General features: G+C 42.2%; 13 protein-coding genes and 2 pseudogenes. 2 read left to right on the top strand and 13 right to left on the bottom strand.

The genetic code is table 11. The annotated features are described in order from the left end of the window. Window positions 1-610: 610 nt before the first annotated feature. The 6 genes from ABWT76_RS30210 to ABWT76_RS30185 form a co-directional block, all read right to left on the bottom strand. Window positions 611-2,869, bottom strand: coding sequence for a protein kinase (locus ABWT76_RS30210; protein ID WP_199317455.1), 2,259 nt, complete (start codon window positions 2,867-2,869; stop codon window positions 611-613). A 293-nt stretch (window positions 2,870-3,162) separates the two neighbouring features. Next, window positions 3,163-3,363: a hypothetical protein gene (locus ABWT76_RS30205; RefSeq protein WP_054469465.1), complete on the bottom strand. Its 201-nt coding sequence runs from the start codon at window positions 3,361-3,363 to the stop codon at window positions 3,163-3,165. A 352-nt stretch (window positions 3,364-3,715) separates the two neighbouring features. Continuing rightward, window positions 3,716-4,903 (bottom strand): glycosyltransferase family 4 protein, encoded by a 1,188-nt coding sequence (locus tag ABWT76_RS30200; protein WP_054469464.1) that lies wholly within the window; start codon window positions 4,901-4,903, stop codon window positions 3,716-3,718. Between the two features lie 362 nt (window positions 4,904-5,265). After that, window positions 5,266-5,697 (bottom strand): cupin domain-containing protein, encoded by a 432-nt coding sequence (locus ABWT76_RS30195; RefSeq protein WP_054469463.1) that lies wholly within the window; start codon window positions 5,695-5,697, stop codon window positions 5,266-5,268. A gap of 131 nt (window positions 5,698-5,828) precedes the next feature. After that, entirely contained in the window at window positions 5,829-6,596 is a 768-nt protein-coding gene (locus tag ABWT76_RS30190; RefSeq protein ID WP_054469462.1) for a cysteine hydrolase family protein, read from the bottom strand. Between the two features lie 629 nt (window positions 6,597-7,225). After that, on the bottom strand, window positions 7,226-8,698 hold the full coding sequence (locus tag ABWT76_RS30185) for an ABC transporter ATP-binding protein (protein WP_054469461.1): 1,473 nt from the start codon (window positions 8,696-8,698) through the stop codon (window positions 7,226-7,228). 163 nt (window positions 8,699-8,861) lie between these two features. On the opposite strand from ABWT76_RS30185, the pseudogene ABWT76_RS30180 reads away from it, so the two are divergent. Next, window positions 8,862-9,529 (top strand): annotated as a pseudogene (locus ABWT76_RS30180) (Uma2 family endonuclease). Between the two features lie 304 nt (window positions 9,530-9,833). On the opposite strand, the pseudogene ABWT76_RS30175 reads toward ABWT76_RS30180, so the two are convergent. From ABWT76_RS30175 to ABWT76_RS30150, 6 genes and pseudogenes are all read right to left on the bottom strand, one after another. After that, window positions 9,834-11,927, bottom strand: a pseudogene (locus ABWT76_RS30175) (TolC family protein). 196 nt (window positions 11,928-12,123) lie between these two features. Then, window positions 12,124-13,317, bottom strand: coding sequence for an ABC transporter permease (locus tag ABWT76_RS30170; protein ID WP_054469459.1), 1,194 nt, complete (start codon window positions 13,315-13,317; stop codon window positions 12,124-12,126). 229 nt (window positions 13,318-13,546) lie between these two features. Continuing rightward, complete coding sequence (locus ABWT76_RS30165; RefSeq protein ID WP_054469458.1) at window positions 13,547-15,409, bottom strand: efflux RND transporter periplasmic adaptor subunit; 1,863 nt, start codon at window positions 15,407-15,409, stop codon at window positions 13,547-13,549. Continuing rightward, on the bottom strand, window positions 15,388-15,819 hold the full coding sequence (locus tag ABWT76_RS30160; RefSeq protein ID WP_054469457.1) for a hypothetical protein: 432 nt from the start codon (window positions 15,817-15,819) through the stop codon (window positions 15,388-15,390). The genes ABWT76_RS30165 and ABWT76_RS30160 overlap by 22 nt, the downstream gene beginning before the upstream one ends. Window positions 15,820-15,978: 159 nt before the next feature. Then, a complete protein-coding gene (locus ABWT76_RS30155) occupies window positions 15,979-17,214 on the bottom strand; it encodes an LL-diaminopimelate aminotransferase (protein WP_054469456.1) in 1,236 nt (411 codons plus the stop codon). Window positions 17,215-17,707: 493 nt separating this feature from the next. Continuing rightward, a complete protein-coding gene (locus tag ABWT76_RS30150) occupies window positions 17,708-17,872 on the bottom strand; it encodes a hypothetical protein (RefSeq protein ID WP_354635416.1) in 165 nt (54 codons plus the stop codon). Window positions 17,873-18,187: 315 nt separating this feature from the next. Between ABWT76_RS30150 and ABWT76_RS30145 the strand changes: the two genes are divergently transcribed. Then, complete coding sequence (locus ABWT76_RS30145; RefSeq protein ID WP_054469454.1) at window positions 18,188-19,372, top strand: anhydro-N-acetylmuramic acid kinase; 1,185 nt, start codon at window positions 18,188-18,190, stop codon at window positions 19,370-19,372. A gap of 77 nt (window positions 19,373-19,449) precedes the next feature. Here ABWT76_RS30145 and ABWT76_RS30140 read toward each other — a convergent pair whose 3' ends face one another. Then, window positions 19,450-20,499, bottom strand: a complete 1,050-nt coding sequence (locus ABWT76_RS30140) for an ABC transporter permease (protein ID WP_354635415.1) — start codon at window positions 20,497-20,499, stop codon at window positions 19,450-19,452. Window positions 20,500-20,562: the final 63 nt, after the last annotated feature.

Genomic DNA, 20,562 nt, shown 5'->3' with positions numbered 1-20,562 from the left:
TATAAGAATGATTTTAAGCTGATTTTAAGCTGATTTTGGTGTCCCTAAATAGCATTGTTGCAGTAATGTTTGTAACTAAAACGTCTCTACTAACCTTGATAGCTGTTATGGGTGATTAGCGATATCACCTAGCAAGTTAACAAGGCGTCATTAGAGATACCTGTATTTAATGTCGCCTCATTAACTTGTTATACCCTGTTTGACTTAATCGACGTTTGGCTTGTTCTACACGGCGGCAAATGTTGCCACGGAAACCGTCTAGTTGTTCGGTTGTCATGTCGCTAAGAGATTTTTTCTTATACAAGAATTCTATGCTGTCCTGAAATTCTCTCTCTGGGAACCCACAACCGACAAACTCTGCTTTCAAGTGAGTGAGTTCTTGAATTAAGGCTTGTTTTTCCCTCTACCGCCGTATTCTCTTTTTATTCCTGAGTTGTGATTGTCTATTTCAGCTTTGATTTTTGGCAATTCATCGGAGTTGCCTGACTTGATTCTTGACATGGCTGTAGTTTCTATAGGTGGCATCTAGTAACTATAGCGTCACTAGATGCCACCTATAAACTGGGAAAAGCAGCGGGGAACCCATACCCAGAGTCAGTCACAGAGAAACTTAATCTCTAACTTGAATTTCCATACCGAAGTCTAAAGGTTCAGGAGCAATCACGTCAATTTGATATTGACCCGTCATGGTCGCCTGTCCTTTCCAGAAAACCACACCCTCGGCGTTTTTGAGTAAATTGCCGTTAGGATCGCGAATATCCAAAGATACGGCGCCTCGCAAAATTTCTACATTCAAGATTTTGCCAGGGTCAACGTTGACCAAATAACTCTTGATCTGGTCAGGACTGGTCGTACCATTAAGTTGCTGGACACCACCCCCACTGGGAAAGCTGACTACCTCAACCAATTCGGAAGATGGCCAATTTTCCCCTTCAGTTTCCGTGGGTTGGGGACTTGGTGTCACTTCAATGGGGGTGGGACTGGGGGTGGGTCTGTCCGCTTGAGTGCTTGTGGGAGTAGGGCTGTCCATTTGCGGGCTTGTAGGCGTAGGTCTCTGTGGAGATGTGACGGTGGGTGGCGCCGCCGCCCGACCCGGATTTAATTGAATTTGTAACTCATAATTACTGCCGGGGATATCGGGTAAGGGACTCAAGGCGATGGTGTATTCTCCGGTGCTGGGTAATGAGCCTTCCCACATGGAGACATTTTCTATTATTTCGCCATTCGGCCCGATTAAATCCATTAAAACTCCGTGACCACTGACAAAGGTGAGTAACTCTTCTCCGGTTTGTCCTTGAATTTTATAGTTAATCGTTTCTTTGGCTTTTAAGTTTCCTTCCAAAACCTGAGGAACCCCTAGGCTAATTTCTACGGGTTGATTATAGGTCTGGGGGGTGGGTGCCGGAGTAGAGGGTGTGGGGGGTGGGGGTGCAGGGGAGCGGGGGAGCGAAAGCTCCTCATCTCCTGTGACCTCCATCCCCTCTGCTGCATTTGTGCTGGTCTGCCCTGGAGTGGGGCTGGGTTGTTCGGTGGTTGTGGGTTTGGGCGTGGGTTTGGGTGTGGGGGTGGGGGTGGGGGTGTTGGGCAATGTGGGAATGTTAGGGCTGGGAATTTCCGGGTTGATGAATATGGGGGTTTCTTCTGGTTCTACGGGGGTTGGAGGTTTGTTGAAAGCCATCACTACTACCCACGCGGTGAGCCCGGTGAACAGGGACACGACAATTAAAAGTACACCGATCGCGATCGGACTTTCTAATAGGGGATTCCGATCCTCATTGTCGGTGTAAATCATCCCATCGGCTGTTTCACGGTTGCCTTCTGTGTGACGGCTGGTTTGATGGCTGGTTTGATGGCTGGTTTGATGGCTTTCGTCGGTGTAATGTTGGCCGATCGCCACCGTCCGCATTTCTGAATCTAGTTTTGAGAAATTTGGCTGGCTTTTGGGGGGTGCCTCTGGTTGATTCACAGGTGGCTCCGTGACTTTGGCCGCCAAATTATAACGTTTAAGCTGATCGAAAGTATAACCGACTTCATGGACAGATTGATAGCGCTGTCCGGGTCGATAACTTAACATCCGATTTAAAATATGTGCAAAATCTTTGTTGACTGGCGGTTGGACAAACTTTTCCCACTGCCAAGATAAGGTGACATCATCAAATAACTCCTGGGGTTCCCGCCCCGACAACAAGACGATCGCCGTGACGGCTAAACTATATAAATCACTACTAGGATATGAGCGACCGGATTGGATTTGTTCGCCTGGTGCGTAGCCAATTTTTCCCACGGTGGTACTGGGAAGATAGCGATATTGCTCCGCAAAGCTATCGCGAGCGGTCAATTCCATCTGTGTCACCAATTCCTTGACCACGCCAAAGTCAATTAAAACTGGCAGGCGATCGCTCTCTCGACAAATAATATTTTCTGGAGAAATATCTCGGTGAATAATCCCCTTTTGGTGCAGATAATCTAACACCGGCAACAGAGAATCCATTAGATGAAAAACTTCCGCCTCTGAGAAAGTTTCTCTGTCTTTAATTTTTTCCTCTAGCAAGGTAGCATAAGTCTTGCCCTCTACATAATCTTGTACTAAAAACAAGCGGCTATCTTCTTCAAAAGTTTCTCTAAACTTAGGAATTTGCCGATGTTCAATTTGATATAAAGTTGCCGCTTCCCGGAGAAAAAGTTCGTGGGCTTTTTGTAAAGCATAATGATCCCCAAGAGGGGGAATAAATTCTTTTAAAGCACAAATTTCATTAAATCTGCGCTGATTTTCCGCCAGATAAGTACGACCAAACCCACCTTGACCTAACACACGAATAATGTGATATCGATTTTGCAGAACAGTTCCAGGAGAAATTTCTGATTGCATGGCCGGTTAATTTTAAATTATTATTTTGGCTGTCTTGATAGAGATTTTAATTGTTGCTTGATTTTTTTCGAGGTTATTTGGGGCTGGAATCATCCGAATACTACTAACCGATTATTACTCCTCCTAATTAATCAAAACAATTGTTATATCTAAGATTTGTTCGGATAATTCGATATAGGTTATTTCAATATTTTAAACGAATTTATGGCGGCATTTATGGCCTAAAAAAACGCTTAAATTCATTTTTATATTGCTTTCAAAGCGGTTAAATATGACTCGTATTTCATCATAAGCTAAGGCAATTGAAACCCCAAGGGGGTCTCGACATTTGACCTGGAGTAAGCTTTGAAATACCCCAAATTCTTCATTAAGATAGAATTTTTTTTACAGACTGGACTGATAAAACCGTCAATCGTCAATTGATTCAGGGCAGCAATTCCCAAAGGACTATTTAAAATATAATCCCACCCTTGGGCTTCTTCGTCCCGATTCATTTGTCTCCAGTTTGAGTCACTACCTTGGCTGACTTCTCTGGGGACTGAATCCTGAATATCCCTGGTTTGGCGATCGAGGTTTCGAGCATAACTGGAAATTAGGGTCAGCCCGATCGCGGCGGTTGGTAATAAGCGTTTCGAGAAATAGAATTGCTGGTATTTTCATACAGAATAATCAGGCAGAATAATCAGGCAGAATAATCAGGCAGAATAATCAGGCAGAATAATCAGGCAGAATAATCAGGCAGATGACTGCTGTTTTTATCGGCGACAAGACAGAAAAAAGCCACATTTGACCAACAGGATCACTAAGCAATTTGGCCAGAAAATATTACCAGCATGACCACCAGTATTACCATTCGACCTGCGATCGCTCTGTCACCACTTGTTGATAAACTCTCTCAGTTTGTTTCGCGAGTTTTGCCCAGTTAAAGCGCCACTGTAAATCCGCATAAGCATTATCAACCAACCACTGTCGGTATCCGGGATTTTTTAGCACTTCCAAAATGCCCCAGGCTAAAGAATCAGAGTTATTTGCCTCAGTGACAATCCCCGTTTGCGTATGTTGGACGACCTCTGGTAAGCCCCCAGTATTGGAAACGACCACTGGCACCCTAGCCGCGAAGCTTTCCAGGGCGACAATCCCAAAAGGTTCGTACAGACTGGGAAAAACAGCACAATTGGCGATCGTTTGGAATTTGTGTAAGTCATCATCGGACATAAATCCGGTGAAATAGCAGTGATCCCAAATTCCCAAATTCCAGGCAAGAAATTTTAAGCTATCAGTATTGCCACCACCGACAATCACAAATTTGACGTGACCGCCCATTTCCCAAAGGACTTTGGGTGCGGCACTGAGTAGCACGGAGATGCCTTTTTCATGGGTCATGCGTCCTACATAATAGACAATTTGTTGGTCATCATTGGCAAAGCGGCGGCGGAAATTCCCAGCATCAAACTCATGCAATAAGGGTTTTTTCTCAGGGCGAATCCCATTATAGATCACATCAATTTTATCCCAAGGACTGTGAAACGCCCGTTGCATCTCCTGTCGCATATAGTGACTACAGACAATAATGCGCCATGCTTCATGGGCTAAGTGAGACTCTTTTCCGTGGATATAATAGTGAGTCTGGTTATGTAAACCATTGTATCGCCCGTATTCTGTGGCATGAATGGTGGCTACTAACGGCAGTTTAAAGTGATATTTGAGGGCGATCGCGGCATCGGAGACCAACCAATCATGGCCATGAATCAGATCAAAGGAACCGGATTCTCCTAGCAGCTTGCCCCCCAACTCTCCCATGCTATCGTTCATATTTGCCACCCACTGGAAAAAGTCGTGACCGGATCGCACAGGTACGCGATGTACATGGATCCCTTCCACCACCTCATACAAGGGTGCTTGGCCAAACTCCACCGTAATCAAATAGATTTCATGTCCTAGTTTGACCAACTCTGGATATAACTCCGCCACATGGCGAGCAATCCCCCCGACAATTCTTGGTGGAAACTCCCAACTTAATACCAGAATTTTCATGAACCCGTTTGGCAAAATTTTTTATCTATATATTCGCACATTTTTTGTGAATTTCACCAAAATTTTTCTGAAAGCGAAGACATAACGCATGATTTCCGCATCTAATCCCCTCTCTTCCATCAACTTTTAGGGCGGGGGTGTTAGTCTGCCCAAAAGTTTTACTGGTCATTATCTGGTCGTTATCTGGTCGTTATCTGGTCATTCAACCGTCTGGGCTAAGGCATAATTGTTCTGGAAATAATCCAATAACAATCATCCCCTGGCTAATTTTTATATCAAAAAAAATTGTTATTCGCTATATTTACGGGATAGTTTATATGACTTTATTAAAACAACTAATATAACTACATAACCCCGGAATTTTAACGTCGCAACACTTGCAAATCTTCCTCATCTAATTCCATAGGAATCCCACTTCTAATTAATTCTATAAAATCTTCATTAGGCACCATCACACATAACGCATACAAGCGAGTCGAACCCGTATTAATAATTTCATGGATTCCTGTGGGGGGAACTAACAAGCTATCCCCGGCTTGAATTTGCACTTGTTTGCCATCACAAATCGCCATGCCCTCTCCTTGGAGAATATAAAACATTTCTACGGCCATCGTATGTCGATTTGGTGGGGTTTTTCCTCCGATATCAAAAATTTCCACACAAACCGCTAAGGACATATTTGCATTATTTGGATCGAAGACAATGGCTAATCGATTCGTATCCTTTGGACTAATTTTATAAACTTGATATTCTTTTGGGCTTTTAACCACGGGAATCATACAAATTTTATTCATATTTTCTTGATATTATTTATGCTTTTTATCTGAAAATATCAGATTATTAATTATTGTTTATTGGTCATTTACTAATCATATATTTAATAAACAATAAAGAATAAATAATAATTAACAACCAATTATTTAAATTAATTAATCGCATTTAAAATAGCTTGAGAATTTGCTACAAAGCCAAAGCATTGTTTCACATTATAAAGGGTGGCTTGCCAGCAATATTCTGGGGAAGTGGTGGCCGTACAATCGGTGACTAAAATACAGTCATAGCCTAAAAAGTTGGCATCTTGCAAAGTCGTCATTACACATTGATCCGCATTCACTCCCGCAAAAAATAATGTGGTTTTGCCTAGGTTTCTTAATATGCTATCGAGGGGAGTATCCCAAAATCCACTCATTCGGTATTTATCGACCCTAATATCTTCTGGTTTTGGTTCTAATTCATCGACAACCGCTGCTGCCCAACTGCCTAATGTGAGTACCGGAGCCCCATTTTTCGGTAAAGGATCGGCTAAACCCACCCCCTCTCCTGTGGGGTTATAAACGTGCAAAAGTCCGGCACTAATATTTAGTAAATCTGGACGGTTTCCCCAGTTTAACCAAATAACTGGAATATTGGCTTTTCTTAGTTCTGGCAGTAGATTTTGTAACGGTTGAATTGGGGTTCTGGCTGGGGTGATATCGACGCCAATATGGGCTAACCAACCATCAGGATGACAGAAGTCATTCTGCATATCAATGACGATAATGGCTGCTTTGGCTAAGTCTATTTTTAGGGTTTTTGTTTCCGTTGGCAATGTCACCAGTTTGGGCTCTAAGGGAGGCCGAGTAATATCGGCAATTTCCTCATTAACCGCCCAAGCATTTGGGGGCGTTCCTAATGTTTTTAGTGGTTGCTTCATGGGTTTTATTTTTTAGATAATTTGATGGATTGGTGGTTGGTGGTTGGTGGCCGATGGCGGTCGCCCCCCTAGCCCGATGGTGATCGAAGGGGGGGGTTGGGGTGGTTGGTGGTTGGTGGTTGGTGGTTGGTGGTTGGTTGGGAAAGACCCATGACTGCTAAATTCATAAAACATTGCTACAGATAAATCAGCATCGATCGCCCCAACCCCCCTTTATCAAAGGGGGCTTAAGAATGGGGTGGTTGCAGAAGCGAAGGACGGTCAAAAGACAACAAGATATATTCACCAAATATATTCACCAAATATATTCGCCAAATATATTCGCCAAATATATTCACCAAGTATATTCACCAAGTATATTCACCAAGTATATTCACCAAGTATATTCACCAAGTATATTTCTGGGGTTTCTGGAAATTGTAGCGTTTATAGGGAGGAATGAACAGCAAATATTATTAAGTTTTGCTAACAATAATTGCCATAATTGGGCTGAGTGCGATCGCCTGATTGCTTTTGCTTGTAAGGGCGCCAGCCGAAGCGCCCCTAATTTTGTCCGTAGGGGCGCCCCCAGGGCGACCCTAAATTGTGTCAGTCGCCCTGGGGGCGCCAGCCGAAGCGCCCCTACATTTTTATCCCAGGCTAGAAAATTTAGCGCCGATCATTTTACCGAGTCGATCTAGGGTGAGTTTTTCGACGGGAATGGCTGGGGAAATTTGGCCATTACTGAACACGATCACCCGATCGCTATATTGCATGATTTCATCTAAGTCAGCCGAGGTAAATAAAATTGCCGTGCCCGTTTGGCAGCGGGCAATTAGTTGTTGCCAAACCCATAAAACCGATTCCATGTCTAAGCCTCTGGTGGGATATTCCATTAAGAGTAAATTTAAGGGACTAGGCAATAAAGCTAATTGGGTGCGTTGTTGGTTGCCGCCCGATAATTTTTCTACCGGGGTTTGGGGTTGACCGCGAATGGAAAATTGAGCGATCGCTTCTGCGGTTTTTTGGCCGATTTTTGCCCAAGGAATTAACCCGTGATGCCGTTGATTTTTTAAGGCGATATGTTCTTGAATGGATAATCCGGGAATTAGGCCATCTTTGAGGCGATCGGCGGGACAATATGCGACCCCCGCTTGCCGGTAATTTTCGTAGGGTTCCTGGGTCATTGGTTGACTATTAATATAAAGGGTTCCGGTGGGCGATCGCCTCAGTCCGGCACATAGCTGAAGCAGTAATTGTTGCCCACTTCCGGCTAATCCGGCGAGGCCGATAACTTCTCCCGCTTTTACCTGTAGTTCTTCAATTTTTATTTGCAAATAATCACTTTTTAAGGTAATATTGTTTAGTTGTAATCTGATGGTATTTCCTGCGGTTTTCGGTTTAATGGGTTTAGCCAGTTGCCGCCCAAATATCATCGAGATTAATTGGTCTTCGGGGCAAGGAAGTTCTCGATGACCAACGATTTGACCTTGGCGCATCACGGTAAGGCGATCGCACAATATTTCCACATCTTCTAATTTATGGGAAACAAAAATTACTGACTTACCTTGGGCGGCTAATTGCTTCATCGCCGCAAACAAAGCGGTTTTTTGGGCAGGAGAAATTCCCGTGGTTGGTTCATCCAAAATCAGGGTTTTCACCCCCAAAGATAATAACCGCAAAATTTCCACTTGCTGCCGTTCTCCCACGGTCAAATTGCCTAATTGTTCATTCACATCTAACTCAAACTGAAATTGATAAGATAATTGGTGAAATTCCCGGATAATTTGACGCAGGTTGATCAAAAATTTCCCGGATTTGCCGATAATAAAATTTTCCCAGACCGACAACGAGGGAAAATCTAGGGGGTCTTGGTGTAACATTCCAATTCCCGCTTTCATGGCATCTATGGGAGTTTGAATATTCACTGGGCGATCGCCCAGCAAAATTTCTCCTTGGTCGCGGCGAAGATAGCCGGTTAATATTTTCACCAGGGTACTTTTGCCCGCGCCATTTTCCCCTAAAATACCGTGAATTGTTCCCGCTGCCACGGTCAGGGAAATATCATTATTTGCCCGCAAATTGCCAAAAGTTTTGGAGATATTTTTGATTTCAATTTTCATAAAAACATCAGAATAAATTAATCTATTTCAGAAACAAACCGATTTTTAGCCTCTTACTGTAGAAATTATGTGGTTTAAATTTTATCAAATTTATTGTGAATTTAACCACTAAAATTATATTTTTTTAGGAAAAAATATATAACAAAAAACTTAGGAGGCAGCAATGGTTACGGAAATTCTGAATGTAGGGGAGATTCGCGAATCTCCCCTACAGACGAAAATCATCTATCCAGAAAGCGACGGTCAACCAATGGCAGATAACACGAAACAATTTCGCTGGATTGTGACGATTCAATGGGTAATCGATGCCCTATTTAAAGACGATCTAAATGTATTTGTTGCGGGATATTTACTTTGGTATCCTGTAGAAGGCAAAAATAAAATTCGGGTAGCCCCAGATACAATGGTAGCTTTTGGGCGACCCAAGGGAAAACGCGGTTTTTATTTACAATGGCAAGAGGATAATATTCCCCATCAAGTAGTTTTTGATGTGTTACCTCCGGAGAATACCTTAACGGAAATGGCGAAAAAACTGGAATTTTATCAGCGCTATGGGGTGGAGGAATACTATATTTATGACCCGGATAAAATAGACTTCTGTGGCTGGATGAGAAAGGAAAATCAATTAGAACCGATTGAAACCACAAGGGTTGGGTTTCTCCGCGCTTAGGTGTAGGTTTTCACATGGGGGATGAAGGGTTAGAACTTTATCGTCCTGATGGCCGCAAGTTCTCCACTTATATTGAATTAGATACGGAACGCCAACAGGCAGAAGAACGGGCAGAAACCGAACGCCAACAGGCAAATCGCCTTGCAGAAAAACTCTGGTAATTAGAGATCGATCCTGATTCCATGTAAGGAATATGAACCACTTCAGACACAGAGAACACCGAGGTTTCTCCTCTTTGTGTCCTATGTGTCTGAAGTGGTTCATATTTTAGGATCATTCATACCTGCGATACAAAAAAAAACGGTTTTTTGCGTTAATTTTTGCCTCAAATAAAAATTTAAATTTACTTAAATTTAATTTAAAAAAACCGGTTTATGTACCCGGTTTTTGCGTTAGCTTTTGCCGGGATAAAGAAATCGGTTTTTTGTGCTAGTTTCCTGTTTCCCCAAGCAATAGCCGAATTAGTTAATTTTCTGGTTCAATGGTGATATCCCATTGGTCTAAAGTAATCCCCAGGGTGGCATATAAATCAGTTAACGCATTTAGATAAGCTATGGTCGCATTAAGTTCTTGGTTTTTAGCATTCACTAAATCTTGTTCAAAATCTAACACATCAATTAACCGAGTATTTCCTACTCCTAATTTTAATTTATCTTGTTCGTTTTTTAGCTGCTGTTCTGATAATTCTCTGGTTTTTTTAGCTTGCTCTAATTGCTGTAAGTTAAACTCAACATCCCGGAGAACGTTAATCACGCTAATTTCTAATTCTTCCCGTTGTTCTTCTAAAGTATTTTGCACAATTTATAGTTTAATTTTACTGCGGTCTACTTCGCTGTCTAAGCTGCGATCGCCAAAAGTCCGACTCAGGGAAATCCCTGCTCTCAAATCATTGTTATTCTCAGTATTATTGCTTAAATTGTTCAGATAATTAGCCTGGAGACTTAAATCCCATTTTTGATTATTTTCCGCCAGCAATAAGTCAATCTTGGCTATCTCAATATCAATCAGAGATTGTAAATAATCGATATTGTTTGCCAAGGAAATACTTAGAGCGGATTCCCGATCCCAGGAAGTTAATTCCCGGTGATTGATCGCCGGTTGTTCAATTGCAACTACTTGGATAGTTTTGTCAATATCTAAAATAGAGATTAGATCGAGTTTTGCCGCTTCTAGCTGATTTGATGCAGCTAATAAGTCGAGTTGGCGATTAGCTAAATTTGTTTCCGCTTGAGTGCGATCTATTCTCGCTCTTCTTCCCGCTTCAATTAAAGCGTCAATAGATTCTAATTGCCTTTGGGTACTGGCTAAGGCAATTTGTTGAATTTTTAACGCTTCTTGGGCTTGCAATAAACTTCGATAAGCTCGCAAAGTTATGGTAATATTGTTAATTAAGGTATTTTTCAAATTTAAAATATTCGCTTGTTCATTCAGCCGCGCAATTTCAATCGAGGCTCGATTGATATCCGTGCCAAAGTTTCTTAATAGAGGCTGAGTGAAATTCAGGGAAATATTTTGTCCCAGGCTATTTTGATCTACAATTGTACTAGAATCGAGAGTATTTTGGGCTTGCCTTACTCCCGCCCAAGTAGCCGAAATTTCTGCCCCCGTGGGAATTTTTACTACTAAGTTTGCTCCCAGGTTAAATTCACCCTGGTTGGTGGCGATCGCTCCTATTTGATTTCGATTATAAACCACTTCAACGCTCGGAGTAAAATTCGGGGTAAATTTAGCTTCGGCGATCGCTAAATCTTGGCGTTCTATGATTCTTTGTAAATAGGCATTTTTAATATCCCTATTATTTTGTAATGATAAGATAATCGCATCTTGGCTGGTTAATTCTAAAATGCGATCGTTTCTCGTAGATGGGGCAATTTGTTCAGCGGTTTTTGCTGATTCATGGGGTTTATTTTCTTGTTTAATTTGGCGAACAGTTGTGATTTCTTCTAGCCAATGTTTGCCGGTGAATCTTACAGCGGTTTTTAAGATAGGAAATAGTGGTTGATTTCCGTTTATGGGGGTAACGGATGGGGCAGCGGATGATAACTCAATGCCCCCCTTGGATCGGGGGGTTGGGGGGATCTCTTCGGATGGGGCAGCGGATGATAACTCAATGCCCCCCTTGGATCGGGGGGTTGGGGGGATCCCTTCGGATGGGGCAGCGGATGATAACTCAATGCCCCCCTTTTTACGAGGGGTTGGGGGAATCTCTTCTAAACCCTCGTTGGATCCGCTATCGGTTGAGGGGATCTCATCAACGATCGCCTCTTGTTTTTTGATACCTGTTTGGCTGGATAAATTATTAGTTGATAGGCGGTGTGATTTCGAGGAATTTGCGTTGAGATTATGGTGGATGATGTTGTCAATATCATCCAAGGTGAGAGGGGCGGTTTGGCTGGGTAATTTGTTGGCGCTTGCCGGTTCTTTGGGAGCAGATTTAATTACCAGGGCTAGGCTGAGGAATAAGCCCAAAGTGGTTGAACAAATTGCCGCGATCGCGAAATTTACCTCATCCGGTGAAAACAGCGATTTTCCTAATTTTTTATGATATTTTGAATTCATTTCTGGCTTGGGTTCTATCATAGTATTTGTTAAGCAAAAAATCAATAATTATGGAAACAATCGGTATTGTGAAACTCTAAAAAAATTAAGCTTATCGTATCAATAACAATCAACCATCAACAATAGAATCCCTACCCATCAACAATAGAATCCCTACCCATCAACAATAGAATCCCCAAGCATCAACCATCAACCATCAACCAGAACTTAAAGCTTTGACTGGATCGAGTTGACTGGCTTGTAAGGCCGGAAAAAATCCGGCACCAACCCCCACTAATAAAGCGGATCCTAATGCTAAACCGGCAGTGGGCGGCTCGAATTTATAGGGTAATTTAAAGGTATCAGCTACCACAATTGTGATACCATGTACGGTGCCGATCGCCAAGATTCCACCAATTAAACTCAGTAAAGCAGCTTCTAAAATAAATTGAAGCATAATATCGGCTTGAGTGGCACCAATTGCCCGACGTAAACCAATTTCTGCGGTGCGTTCCATCACCGTGGCAATGGTAATATTAGCAATGCCCACCCCACCCACTAATAGGGCGATCGCTCCCACCGCTAAAAGCGATCGAGACACCATTAGTAAGGTGTCTTGTTGTTCTTTGATATCGCGAATATTATTCCAGGTAGATAGTTCTTTGCCAGAAAATCTTCGTTTTAACAATTTACTCACCTGTTCACTCATCGGGTCGATTTCTTCCAGGCTTTCAGGCCGAATTAATATCAGACTAAGAGTTTGATCGCCGGTGAGCGCACTGTAGACAGAAAGTGGTATAATCGCCTCGCCATTCCCCTCATCCCAAGAACCTCTGAGTTTAGTTTCCATCACCCCACGGACAAAATAAGGGCGGCCATCAATATCAATACGTTCTCCAATGGGATTACTGTCTAAAAATAAAGCCTCAACCAGCGCTTCATCAATCACCACTACTGGGCGATACTTGTCAAAATCAGCTTGGGTAAAAAAGCTGCCTGAGATTATTCTGCGTCCAGAAGTTTCTAAGAAACCTTGAGAAACTGCTGTGATTTTAGGCTGCGGATTGGCTTGGCGATCGCGAAAACGGGTTTCCCACGAATATACCCTGTTGATCACCGCGATCGCCTGCGAACCTACCAATCTTTTTCTTAAAAATTCGATATCTTCGAGTTTAACGTCAACGGGTTCCCAGTCGTTAGAAGCATCATAAGGAAATACGATAATTTGTGGTGCTTCTCTTTCCGCCAATTTTTTGGCGACAACAGCCCGACTAATTGTTCCTACTTGCAAGGTGGCACTGACGGCGGCAACTCCCATAAAAACCCCCACAGAAGTTAAGGCCGATCGCAATAGATTGCCGCTTAAAGATAGATAAGTTAATTTTAGTAAGTCAATGGGTGTTAAACTCATTTTTCTATAATTATCGGTTATTGGTTGGTGGTTATTGGTTGGTGGTTATTAAAAATAATCACCCTAATTTATCTTATAAATACTATCATATTCAGCATTTTTATCGTAATTCAGGTCACTGTTTTTTTTTGCTAAAAAATATTGGAATCAAAAAAATTGAATAAATTTTAGTTTAAAAAATGCTTTTATTCTCATTAATTACGTCTTCTGCTTCTCTGGTCTAATTGCGCTAATTTTCGCTTTCCTCATTAGTATTTTCTGGCTTAAATTCTTTGACGATCATTCCTTCGGTTAATTCCTGATCTACTGGAGGCAAAATCACTTCGTCTCCAGGCTTTAAACCCTCGGTGACTTCAATTAAACCATTGGTTAAATCTTCTAGTCCTAATGTCACCGATTTTTTTTGGGCTTTTCCTTCAGCATCACGCACCCAAACAAATGACTCTGCACCTAAGTTTTGCACAGCAGTTGTTTCGACAGCAATTACATTTTTTCGTTGTTCTAAAATAATATCCACAATAACCCGACTGCCGGGAATAAAAGTGCCAGAAGGACTGTCTAAGCGTACTGTAGCTTCCACGGATCCGCCCCCAGAATCACTGCTTCTACTTGAGCTTTCCGACCCCTCACTGTTCGCCACCAAAGAGACTGTTTCCACATATCCCGTAAAAATTTCTTCATCGGGTCCAGGGAGACTAATTCGGGCTAATTGGTTGAGTTTTACTTTCGCCGCATTCAGGGTAGAAATTTTCAATTTTACGACTTCTCTATTCGGATCGCCAATGATGAGTAAGTCTTTACTGCGATCGACCACATCTCCAGGTTCAACGGCAATATTTAAGACTTTACCATTAATCGGCGCCGTGACGATACTATCGAGAATTTCTTGTTCAATTGTTTGCCGTCCTAGTTGATTTTTATCTAGGTCAATACTGAGGTTTCTGAGTTCTGATTTGGCATCCCGCAGATTTCGTTCTGCTTGTTGTAATTCCTGACGAGCCGCGACCAGATTTTTTTCTAAGTCTTCCTCGATTTCTTGCAAAGCAATTAATAAATTATTTAATTGATATTCCAGATTTTTTACCTGATTTTTTTCTTTTTCTAGGGTGATGGTTTTTTCTTTTACATCTAATTCTAATGCCAGCAATTCTTCTGAGATGTTTTTTTCTAATTTTTGTAAATCTACCTGACTATTATTTAACTCTAGTTGGGCGTTATTTAAGGCCAATTGTGTATCCCGCAGCATGGCCAGACTGCTGCGGACTTCTTGACGGTTTCCTTGCAGTTCATTTTCGGCAATAAATCCTCTGGAATAAAGACTTTCACCTTCTTGCAGTTGTTCTTGGGCTTCTTTTAAATTAATTTCCGCTTCGGTAACTTCTTCTCGCAGGTTTTCTAGGTTGAGTTGTTGTTTTTGAATGTCTACCTTTTTCTGTCTAATCTGGGTTTGGATTTCGCTAGATTCTTCCTGGAGAAATTGCTGGATTTTTTGAGTGGCTACTTTTAAGTTTTCTTCAGCGATCGCCACCGTTTGACGTTGATTTTGAATTTCCAGTTGTTGAGATTGAATTTCTAGTTGTTTTTGTTGCCGTTTCGTTTCGCTGTTGCTGCGATATTGGCTGAAAAGGTCTTGGAATTTTTGTTGTGCGATCGCCAGGTCTGCTTCGGCATCTTGGATTTTTTCCTGTTGTTGCACCAAGGCTAATTCTTTTTGCTGGGTATTATATTGATGATCGAGTAATTTGGTTTCTCGATCTGGCGATCGCAGCAGGATTAATTCATCCCCAATTGCAATGCGATCACCCATCTTGACTAAGACTTTTTCTACTATGCCATCGCTGGGAGATTTGAGGATTCTTTGATCGCCGAGTTCTAGGATACCCGATTCATTAATCGGTTCTTCGAGAGTATCGGTTTTGACAGTAATTAATCGCACTTCAACCACTTTACTGGATTGCTTTAAGGTACGACTATAAAGCCACCATCCCCCCAATGAGGCGATCGCTAACACTGCCGAAAAAGTCAGCCACCGCATCCCCAGTTTCAGTTTCTTGGTGGCTGTATCTTTAGTTAAAGTTTCATCTGCTGACATAGACATTCTTCTAAACGATGCAATAGCGTTTCGAGGTCTTCTCCCACTTCTTGAAAACAAATCGGAGGCGGAGGTTCAATTTTAAACTGAATTAACTTAATTTGACCTTTAGCAATGCCAAGCAGCAGCACTTCAGTTTCGGGATTATGATGATCGACAATACCCAAAACTTCCTGCAACTTATTATTCACATTTTGATTCAGAGTCGCGATCGCCTCTTTGGGACAAGAAACAAAATGAGGCCGGGGTTCCAGGTCAATGCCCAAAGTATCGTCACTTTTGCCCCATTCTTGCCACAAACCCCAAGCCAGGGCAGCTAACTCTTTTTGATTCGCCTTGACAAAATCTGCCAGATGTTCTCGCCATTCATTGTCTGCGGGATTACTTTGAGGTTGGATAGATTCAAACATGATTCCTGATGGTTTTTAGTGAGTTGAGGATGAAATTATTGCTATTTTATCAAACATTTCTGCTCGATTGTGGGTTGTGACCCCAAATTAACCAATTTTGCTGACAAATTGCCAGTCCCTAGGGTTATCCAACCCCCCTGAAAAGGGGGGATTTCCAGATTAAACCTTAAATTTTTCCGTAATTCGCCGCATAGCTTCTTCTACATTTTCCCGGCTATTAAATGCGGAAATGCGGAAATAACCTTCTCCGGCAGCGCCAAAACCAGACCCAGGAGTTCCCACGACATTGACTTGGGAAAGTAACTGATCGAAGAACTCCCAACTAGATAAATTATTGGGAGTTTTCACCCAAACATAAGGGGCATTCACACCCCCATAAACCGTTAAGCCCGCAGCGGTTAATTTTTCACAAATAATTTTGGCATTTTCCATATAGAAACTGACCAAACTTTTCACTTGGGCTTGCCCGGCTTCAGAGTAAACCGCTTCTGCCCCCCGTTGCACAATATAAGAAACACCATTAAATTTAGTAGATTGGCGCCGATTCCACAGTTTATGTAGTTCTACTTTTGTCCCATCACTGGTTTTCGCGGTGAGGGTTTTCGGCACCACGGTTAACGCGCAACGAGTCCCGGTAAATCCGGCATTTTTCGAGAAAGAACGAAACTCGATCGCGCAATCTCGTGCCCCTTCAATTTCATAAATTGAGTGAGGTAAAGTGGGGTCGGTAATAAATGCTTCATAGGCCGCATCAAAGAAAATAATTGCTTCATGGGCTTTAGCATAATCTACCCAAGCTTTTAAGTGGTCTTTGGTGGCGGTGGCGCCGGTGGGATTGTTGGGAAAACATAGATAGATTAAATCTACTTTTTCCGAGGGAATTTCGGCGGTAAAATTATTCTCTGCTGTGATGGGTAAATATAGTAATCCTTCATATTTTCCCGACTCGGTAGCCTGCCCCGTATGACCGGCCATCACGTTGGTATCCACATAGACAGGATAGACCGGATCCGTGACGGCAATGGTGTTATTGTCACCAAAAATATCCAGGATATTTCCCGTGTCGCATTTGGAACCATCAGAGATAAAAATTTCTGATGCATCGATATCACATCCCCGCGATTGGAAATCTAATGCGGCAATTTTTTCCCGCAACCAAGGATAGCCTTGTTCTGGGCCGTAGCCTTTAAAAGAGGCGCGATCGCCCATATCTTCTACCGCTTGAATCATTGCGGTGCGGCAGGCTTCTGGTAATGGTTCAGTCACATCACCAATGCCTAATTTAATAATCGGGGCTTGGGGATTTTCTTGAGCAAAAGCATTCACCCGACGAGCGATTTCGGGAAATAAGTAGCCAGCTTTTAGCTTCAGGTAGTTTTCGTTAACCGTTGCCATTTTTTGATTTTACGACTAAACAATTAGAAAATTATTTTATCATAGTTTAAGAAAAAATTAGCATAAAAATTATAATTTGTTTTCCAGGGATTTGACTAAGGCAAATAAAGCTCGCTGTCCGCGCAAGCGCATAATAATTTTAGTTAAGAATTTTAGTTAAGGGAAATTTTGCATCTTTCCCATTTAAATGACTGCTCAATCCTGGGAGATGTCCCGGAGGAGTGGTTAAATCAAAAATATGGCCCCCTAACTATTCTTTATCCGTGGGAGGGGAGATGCAGTCCAACCTAAGCGAAAAATCAAATATTTAAAGGAATCATAATCGAGGATTGGCTTTTCAGTCTGCATGGTTTCAAAGATCCGCTTATGGAAAAACCAAAACGATTTTGGCTATATTTCACCCAGTATCCAAAGTCAAAAAATATTCCCGGAGAAATTGGTGGATTTCTTGTTCCCGAAGCTATCCATTGGACGATGGCGATCGCCCCATTACCTATAGCATTTTTTTCGCGGTTTCTTCATTGGCGGCTTGCCATTGTTGCTGGGATAATAATTGTTGGAAACGAGTATAATCAATGCCCATAGGACTTTTTAAAATTAGGTATTTATTGGTTTCATCGTTAAGGGCAGATAAGTGCGCGTTGTTCAATTTTAGCATTTTTATTAATTAAATCCTCGGTTAAATGTTGGATTTCTGCACTTGGCTGCTGGACAGGAAATTGGAGCTTTTGAATTTCTGAAGCTTTAGGGATGAATTCTGCGGGCAGCAGTTTAATTTCCGCCTGTTGCTGCTGAAATTATTGTTCGCGATTTTTCAGATTATTCAAGGCATTTTTTAACAAGTCGTTCGTATTCTCTGGCATAATCATTGAAAAGTGATAAAGGCTGACTGCTGACCGCTGATAGGAAATGATTCCTGGATGACTCCTGACTGTTGTATGATGGTGAATGTTAGCGTTTTTCCCAGAAAGATATGACCCTAGTAATTGGTTTAATGAGTGGGACATCAGTCGATGGCATTGATGCAGCTTTGGTTGAGATTACAGGTAAGGAATTTGACCTAAAAATAGAACTACTTCAGGCTAAAACTTATCCCTATCCTAATCCCCTGCAAACAGAAATTTTAGCAGTTTGTGCCGGCGATCGCCGATCGATGGCAGAATTTGCCGCCCTGGATGATGCGATCGCCCAAGTTTTTGCCCAAGCAGCGATCGCCATTCAAACCAATCAACCCCAAGCGGAATTAATCGGATCTCACGGACAAACAATTTACCATCGTCCTCCCGGAACCGCGATCGACCCGGGCAGAATTCCGGGAATTAATCCTCATGTCCCATTAGGTTACAGTTTACAACTTGGCAGAGGTGCATTGATTGCCCAGCTAACCGGAATTCCCACGGTGAGTAATTTTAGGGCTGCGGATATTGCCGCTGGGGGACAAGGGGCGCCCTTGGTGACAAAAGTCGATGCTTGCTTAATTAGTCACGAGCAAAAATATCGTTGTATTCAAAATATAGGGGGCATTGGCAACGTGACTTATTTGCCGCCAAAAAATTCAGCAACCATAAATCAAGTTAATTGGTTAGCACAAATTCAAGGATGGGATACAGGGCCGGGAAATAGTTTAATTAATTTAGCCGTAGAATATCTGACGGAAGGTGAACAAACTTACGATCGCAATGGGGCATGGGCTGCCCAAGGAACGCCTCGCTTAGACTTAGTGGAAACCTGGTTAGCACACCCTTTTTTTCACCAAAAACCGCCAAAATCTACGGGAAGAGAATTATTTGGGCTTGACTATTTTCAGCAATGTTTAGCCGATGCCAGTACCTTAGCCCCAGCGGATTTATTAGCCACAATTACCGAATTAACCGTAATGTCAATTGTCCGAGGATATCGGCGGTTTTTGCCCGTACAACCGGATGAAGTTTTTTTATGTGGAGGTGGCAGTCGTAACCAATATTTACGGCAACGATTAGCCCAAGAATTAAAATTACCTGTATTCCCTACCGACGACTTGGGTTTGAATGCGGATTTTAAAGAGGCGATCGCCTTTGCCGTATTTGCTTATTGGCGAACCATTGGCATTCCGGGAAATCTGCCCCACTGCACCGGCGCCAGTCAACCGATGTTATTAGGAGAAACTTATTTTATCTAGCTGTTATTCTATGCTATTAACCTTATATGTAATATATTTTTTTTATTTAATTTAACATTTACTTTGGCGATACTTTTTCACCGATATTCTCTGTGTTCTCTGTGTCTCTGTGTTGATTTAAAATAGCCGCTAAATCCCCGACCTAAAAGTACCAATAAAACTAAAATTCCTTGAATTACTCCGGCTAAAGACGATTCTAATTGTAGGGATAGCGGTAGCTGTAAACTGCCGATATTTAAGGCACTGAAAAAAAAAGCCACGGGCAAAATCCAAATAGGCCGAAATCCAGCAATCATCGCCACTAATAAAGCCAGAAATCCTAAGTTACTAGAAATCGCCGGAATTAGGCGATGAAATACGGCTAAAACTTGCAGAGCACCGGCAATCCCCGCTAAGGCACCACAAATGGCAAAAGCCCCTAAAATTTGGCGAACTGCGGGAATTCCTAACACATAAGCGGCGCGTAAATTTTTGCCCACCGCTTGTAATTCTAGGCCAAAATAAGTGCCTTCTATGACGATAAAAGTGATGGCTAAAGCCAAAAATGCGATCGCCAAGGCAACGGGACTGGCATCAGTTTGGCCAAAGGTGTTTAACCATAAAGATTGGTCAAATAATTCCGTCCCACTCATGGAAGCAACCCCGGCCCGTTTCCAGGGATTTAATATCAAATATAAGGCAATGCCATCGGCCACAAAATTTAACCCTAAGCCCGCAAAAATTTCGTTGACTCGACCATAGATGTTTAAGGTTCCCGCTAATAATCCCCAGCATAAACCGCCCAAACATCCCGCAATTAATCCCAAAACAATCACTAACGGTGCCGGGAATATGGGGTACAATAAACGTAAAGTAAATGTGGTGGCGATCGCGCCAAAAGTAATCTGACCTTCAACCCCTAAATTGTATAAACCAGCGGTAAAAGTAAAAATTAAACCACTAGCACATAATAGCAAAGGAGCTAAAGTTGCCACCACTCTAGCAAACCGATTAATATTGCCAAATGCCCCATTAAAAATCCTCGCGGTGACGGCGATCGGGTCAGAACCCGCCAATATAATGAATAGGCTAATTAATCCCAGGGCAATCGCCACAAAAATTACTTGATTTAACCATTTATTGCTCATTTTTTGATTGGTTATGGGTAATTGGTTGTTAGCTATTAGTTATTAGTTCTTAGTAGGGTGCGT

The sequence above is a fragment of the Planktothricoides raciborskii GIHE-MW2 genome (genome assembly GCF_040564635.1).
GTDB classification, from domain to species: Bacteria; Cyanobacteriota; Cyanobacteriia; order Cyanobacteriales; family Laspinemataceae; genus Planktothricoides; species Planktothricoides raciborskii.
The sequence above is the reverse complement of the archived record's forward strand: the minus strand, read 5'-3'. Positions and strand labels throughout refer to the sequence as shown.

What these genes read in the sequence shown, in the direction of transcription:
- ABWT76_RS30210 (WP_199317455.1), bottom strand. Translation starts at nt 2,869, where the DNA reads ATGCAATCAGAAATTTCTCCTGGAACTGTTCTGCAAAATCGATATCAC.
- ABWT76_RS30205 (WP_054469465.1), bottom strand. Translation starts at nt 3,363, where the DNA reads ATGAATCGGGACGAAGAAGCCCAAGGGTGGGATTATATTTTAAATAGT.
- ABWT76_RS30200 (WP_054469464.1), bottom strand. Translation starts at nt 4,903, where the DNA reads ATGAAAATTCTGGTATTAAGTTGGGAGTTTCCACCAAGAATTGTCGGG.
- ABWT76_RS30195 (WP_054469463.1), bottom strand. Translation starts at nt 5,697, where the DNA reads ATGAATAAAATTTGTATGATTCCCGTGGTTAAAAGCCCAAAAGAATAT.
- ABWT76_RS30190 (WP_054469462.1), bottom strand. Translation starts at nt 6,596, where the DNA reads ATGAAGCAACCACTAAAAACATTAGGAACGCCCCCAAATGCTTGGGCG.
- ABWT76_RS30185 (WP_054469461.1), bottom strand. Translation starts at nt 8,698, where the DNA reads ATGAAAATTGAAATCAAAAATATCTCCAAAACTTTTGGCAATTTGCGG.
- ABWT76_RS30170 (WP_054469459.1), bottom strand. Translation starts at nt 13,317, where the DNA reads ATGAGTTTAACACCCATTGACTTACTAAAATTAACTTATCTATCTTTA.
- ABWT76_RS30165 (WP_054469458.1), bottom strand. Translation starts at nt 15,409, where the DNA reads ATGTCAGCAGATGAAACTTTAACTAAAGATACAGCCACCAAGAAACTG.
- ABWT76_RS30160 (WP_054469457.1), bottom strand. Translation starts at nt 15,819, where the DNA reads ATGTTTGAATCTATCCAACCTCAAAGTAATCCCGCAGACAATGAATGG.
- ABWT76_RS30155 (WP_054469456.1), bottom strand. Translation starts at nt 17,214, where the DNA reads ATGGCAACGGTTAACGAAAACTACCTGAAGCTAAAAGCTGGCTACTTA.
- ABWT76_RS30150 (WP_354635416.1), bottom strand. Translation starts at nt 17,872, where the DNA reads ATGCTAAAATTGAACAACGCGCACTTATCTGCCCTTAACGATGAAACC.
- ABWT76_RS30145 (WP_054469454.1), top strand. Translation starts at nt 18,188, where the DNA reads ATGACCCTAGTAATTGGTTTAATGAGTGGGACATCAGTCGATGGCATT.
- ABWT76_RS30140 (WP_354635415.1), bottom strand. Translation starts at nt 20,499, where the DNA reads ATGAGCAATAAATGGTTAAATCAAGTAATTTTTGTGGCGATTGCCCTG.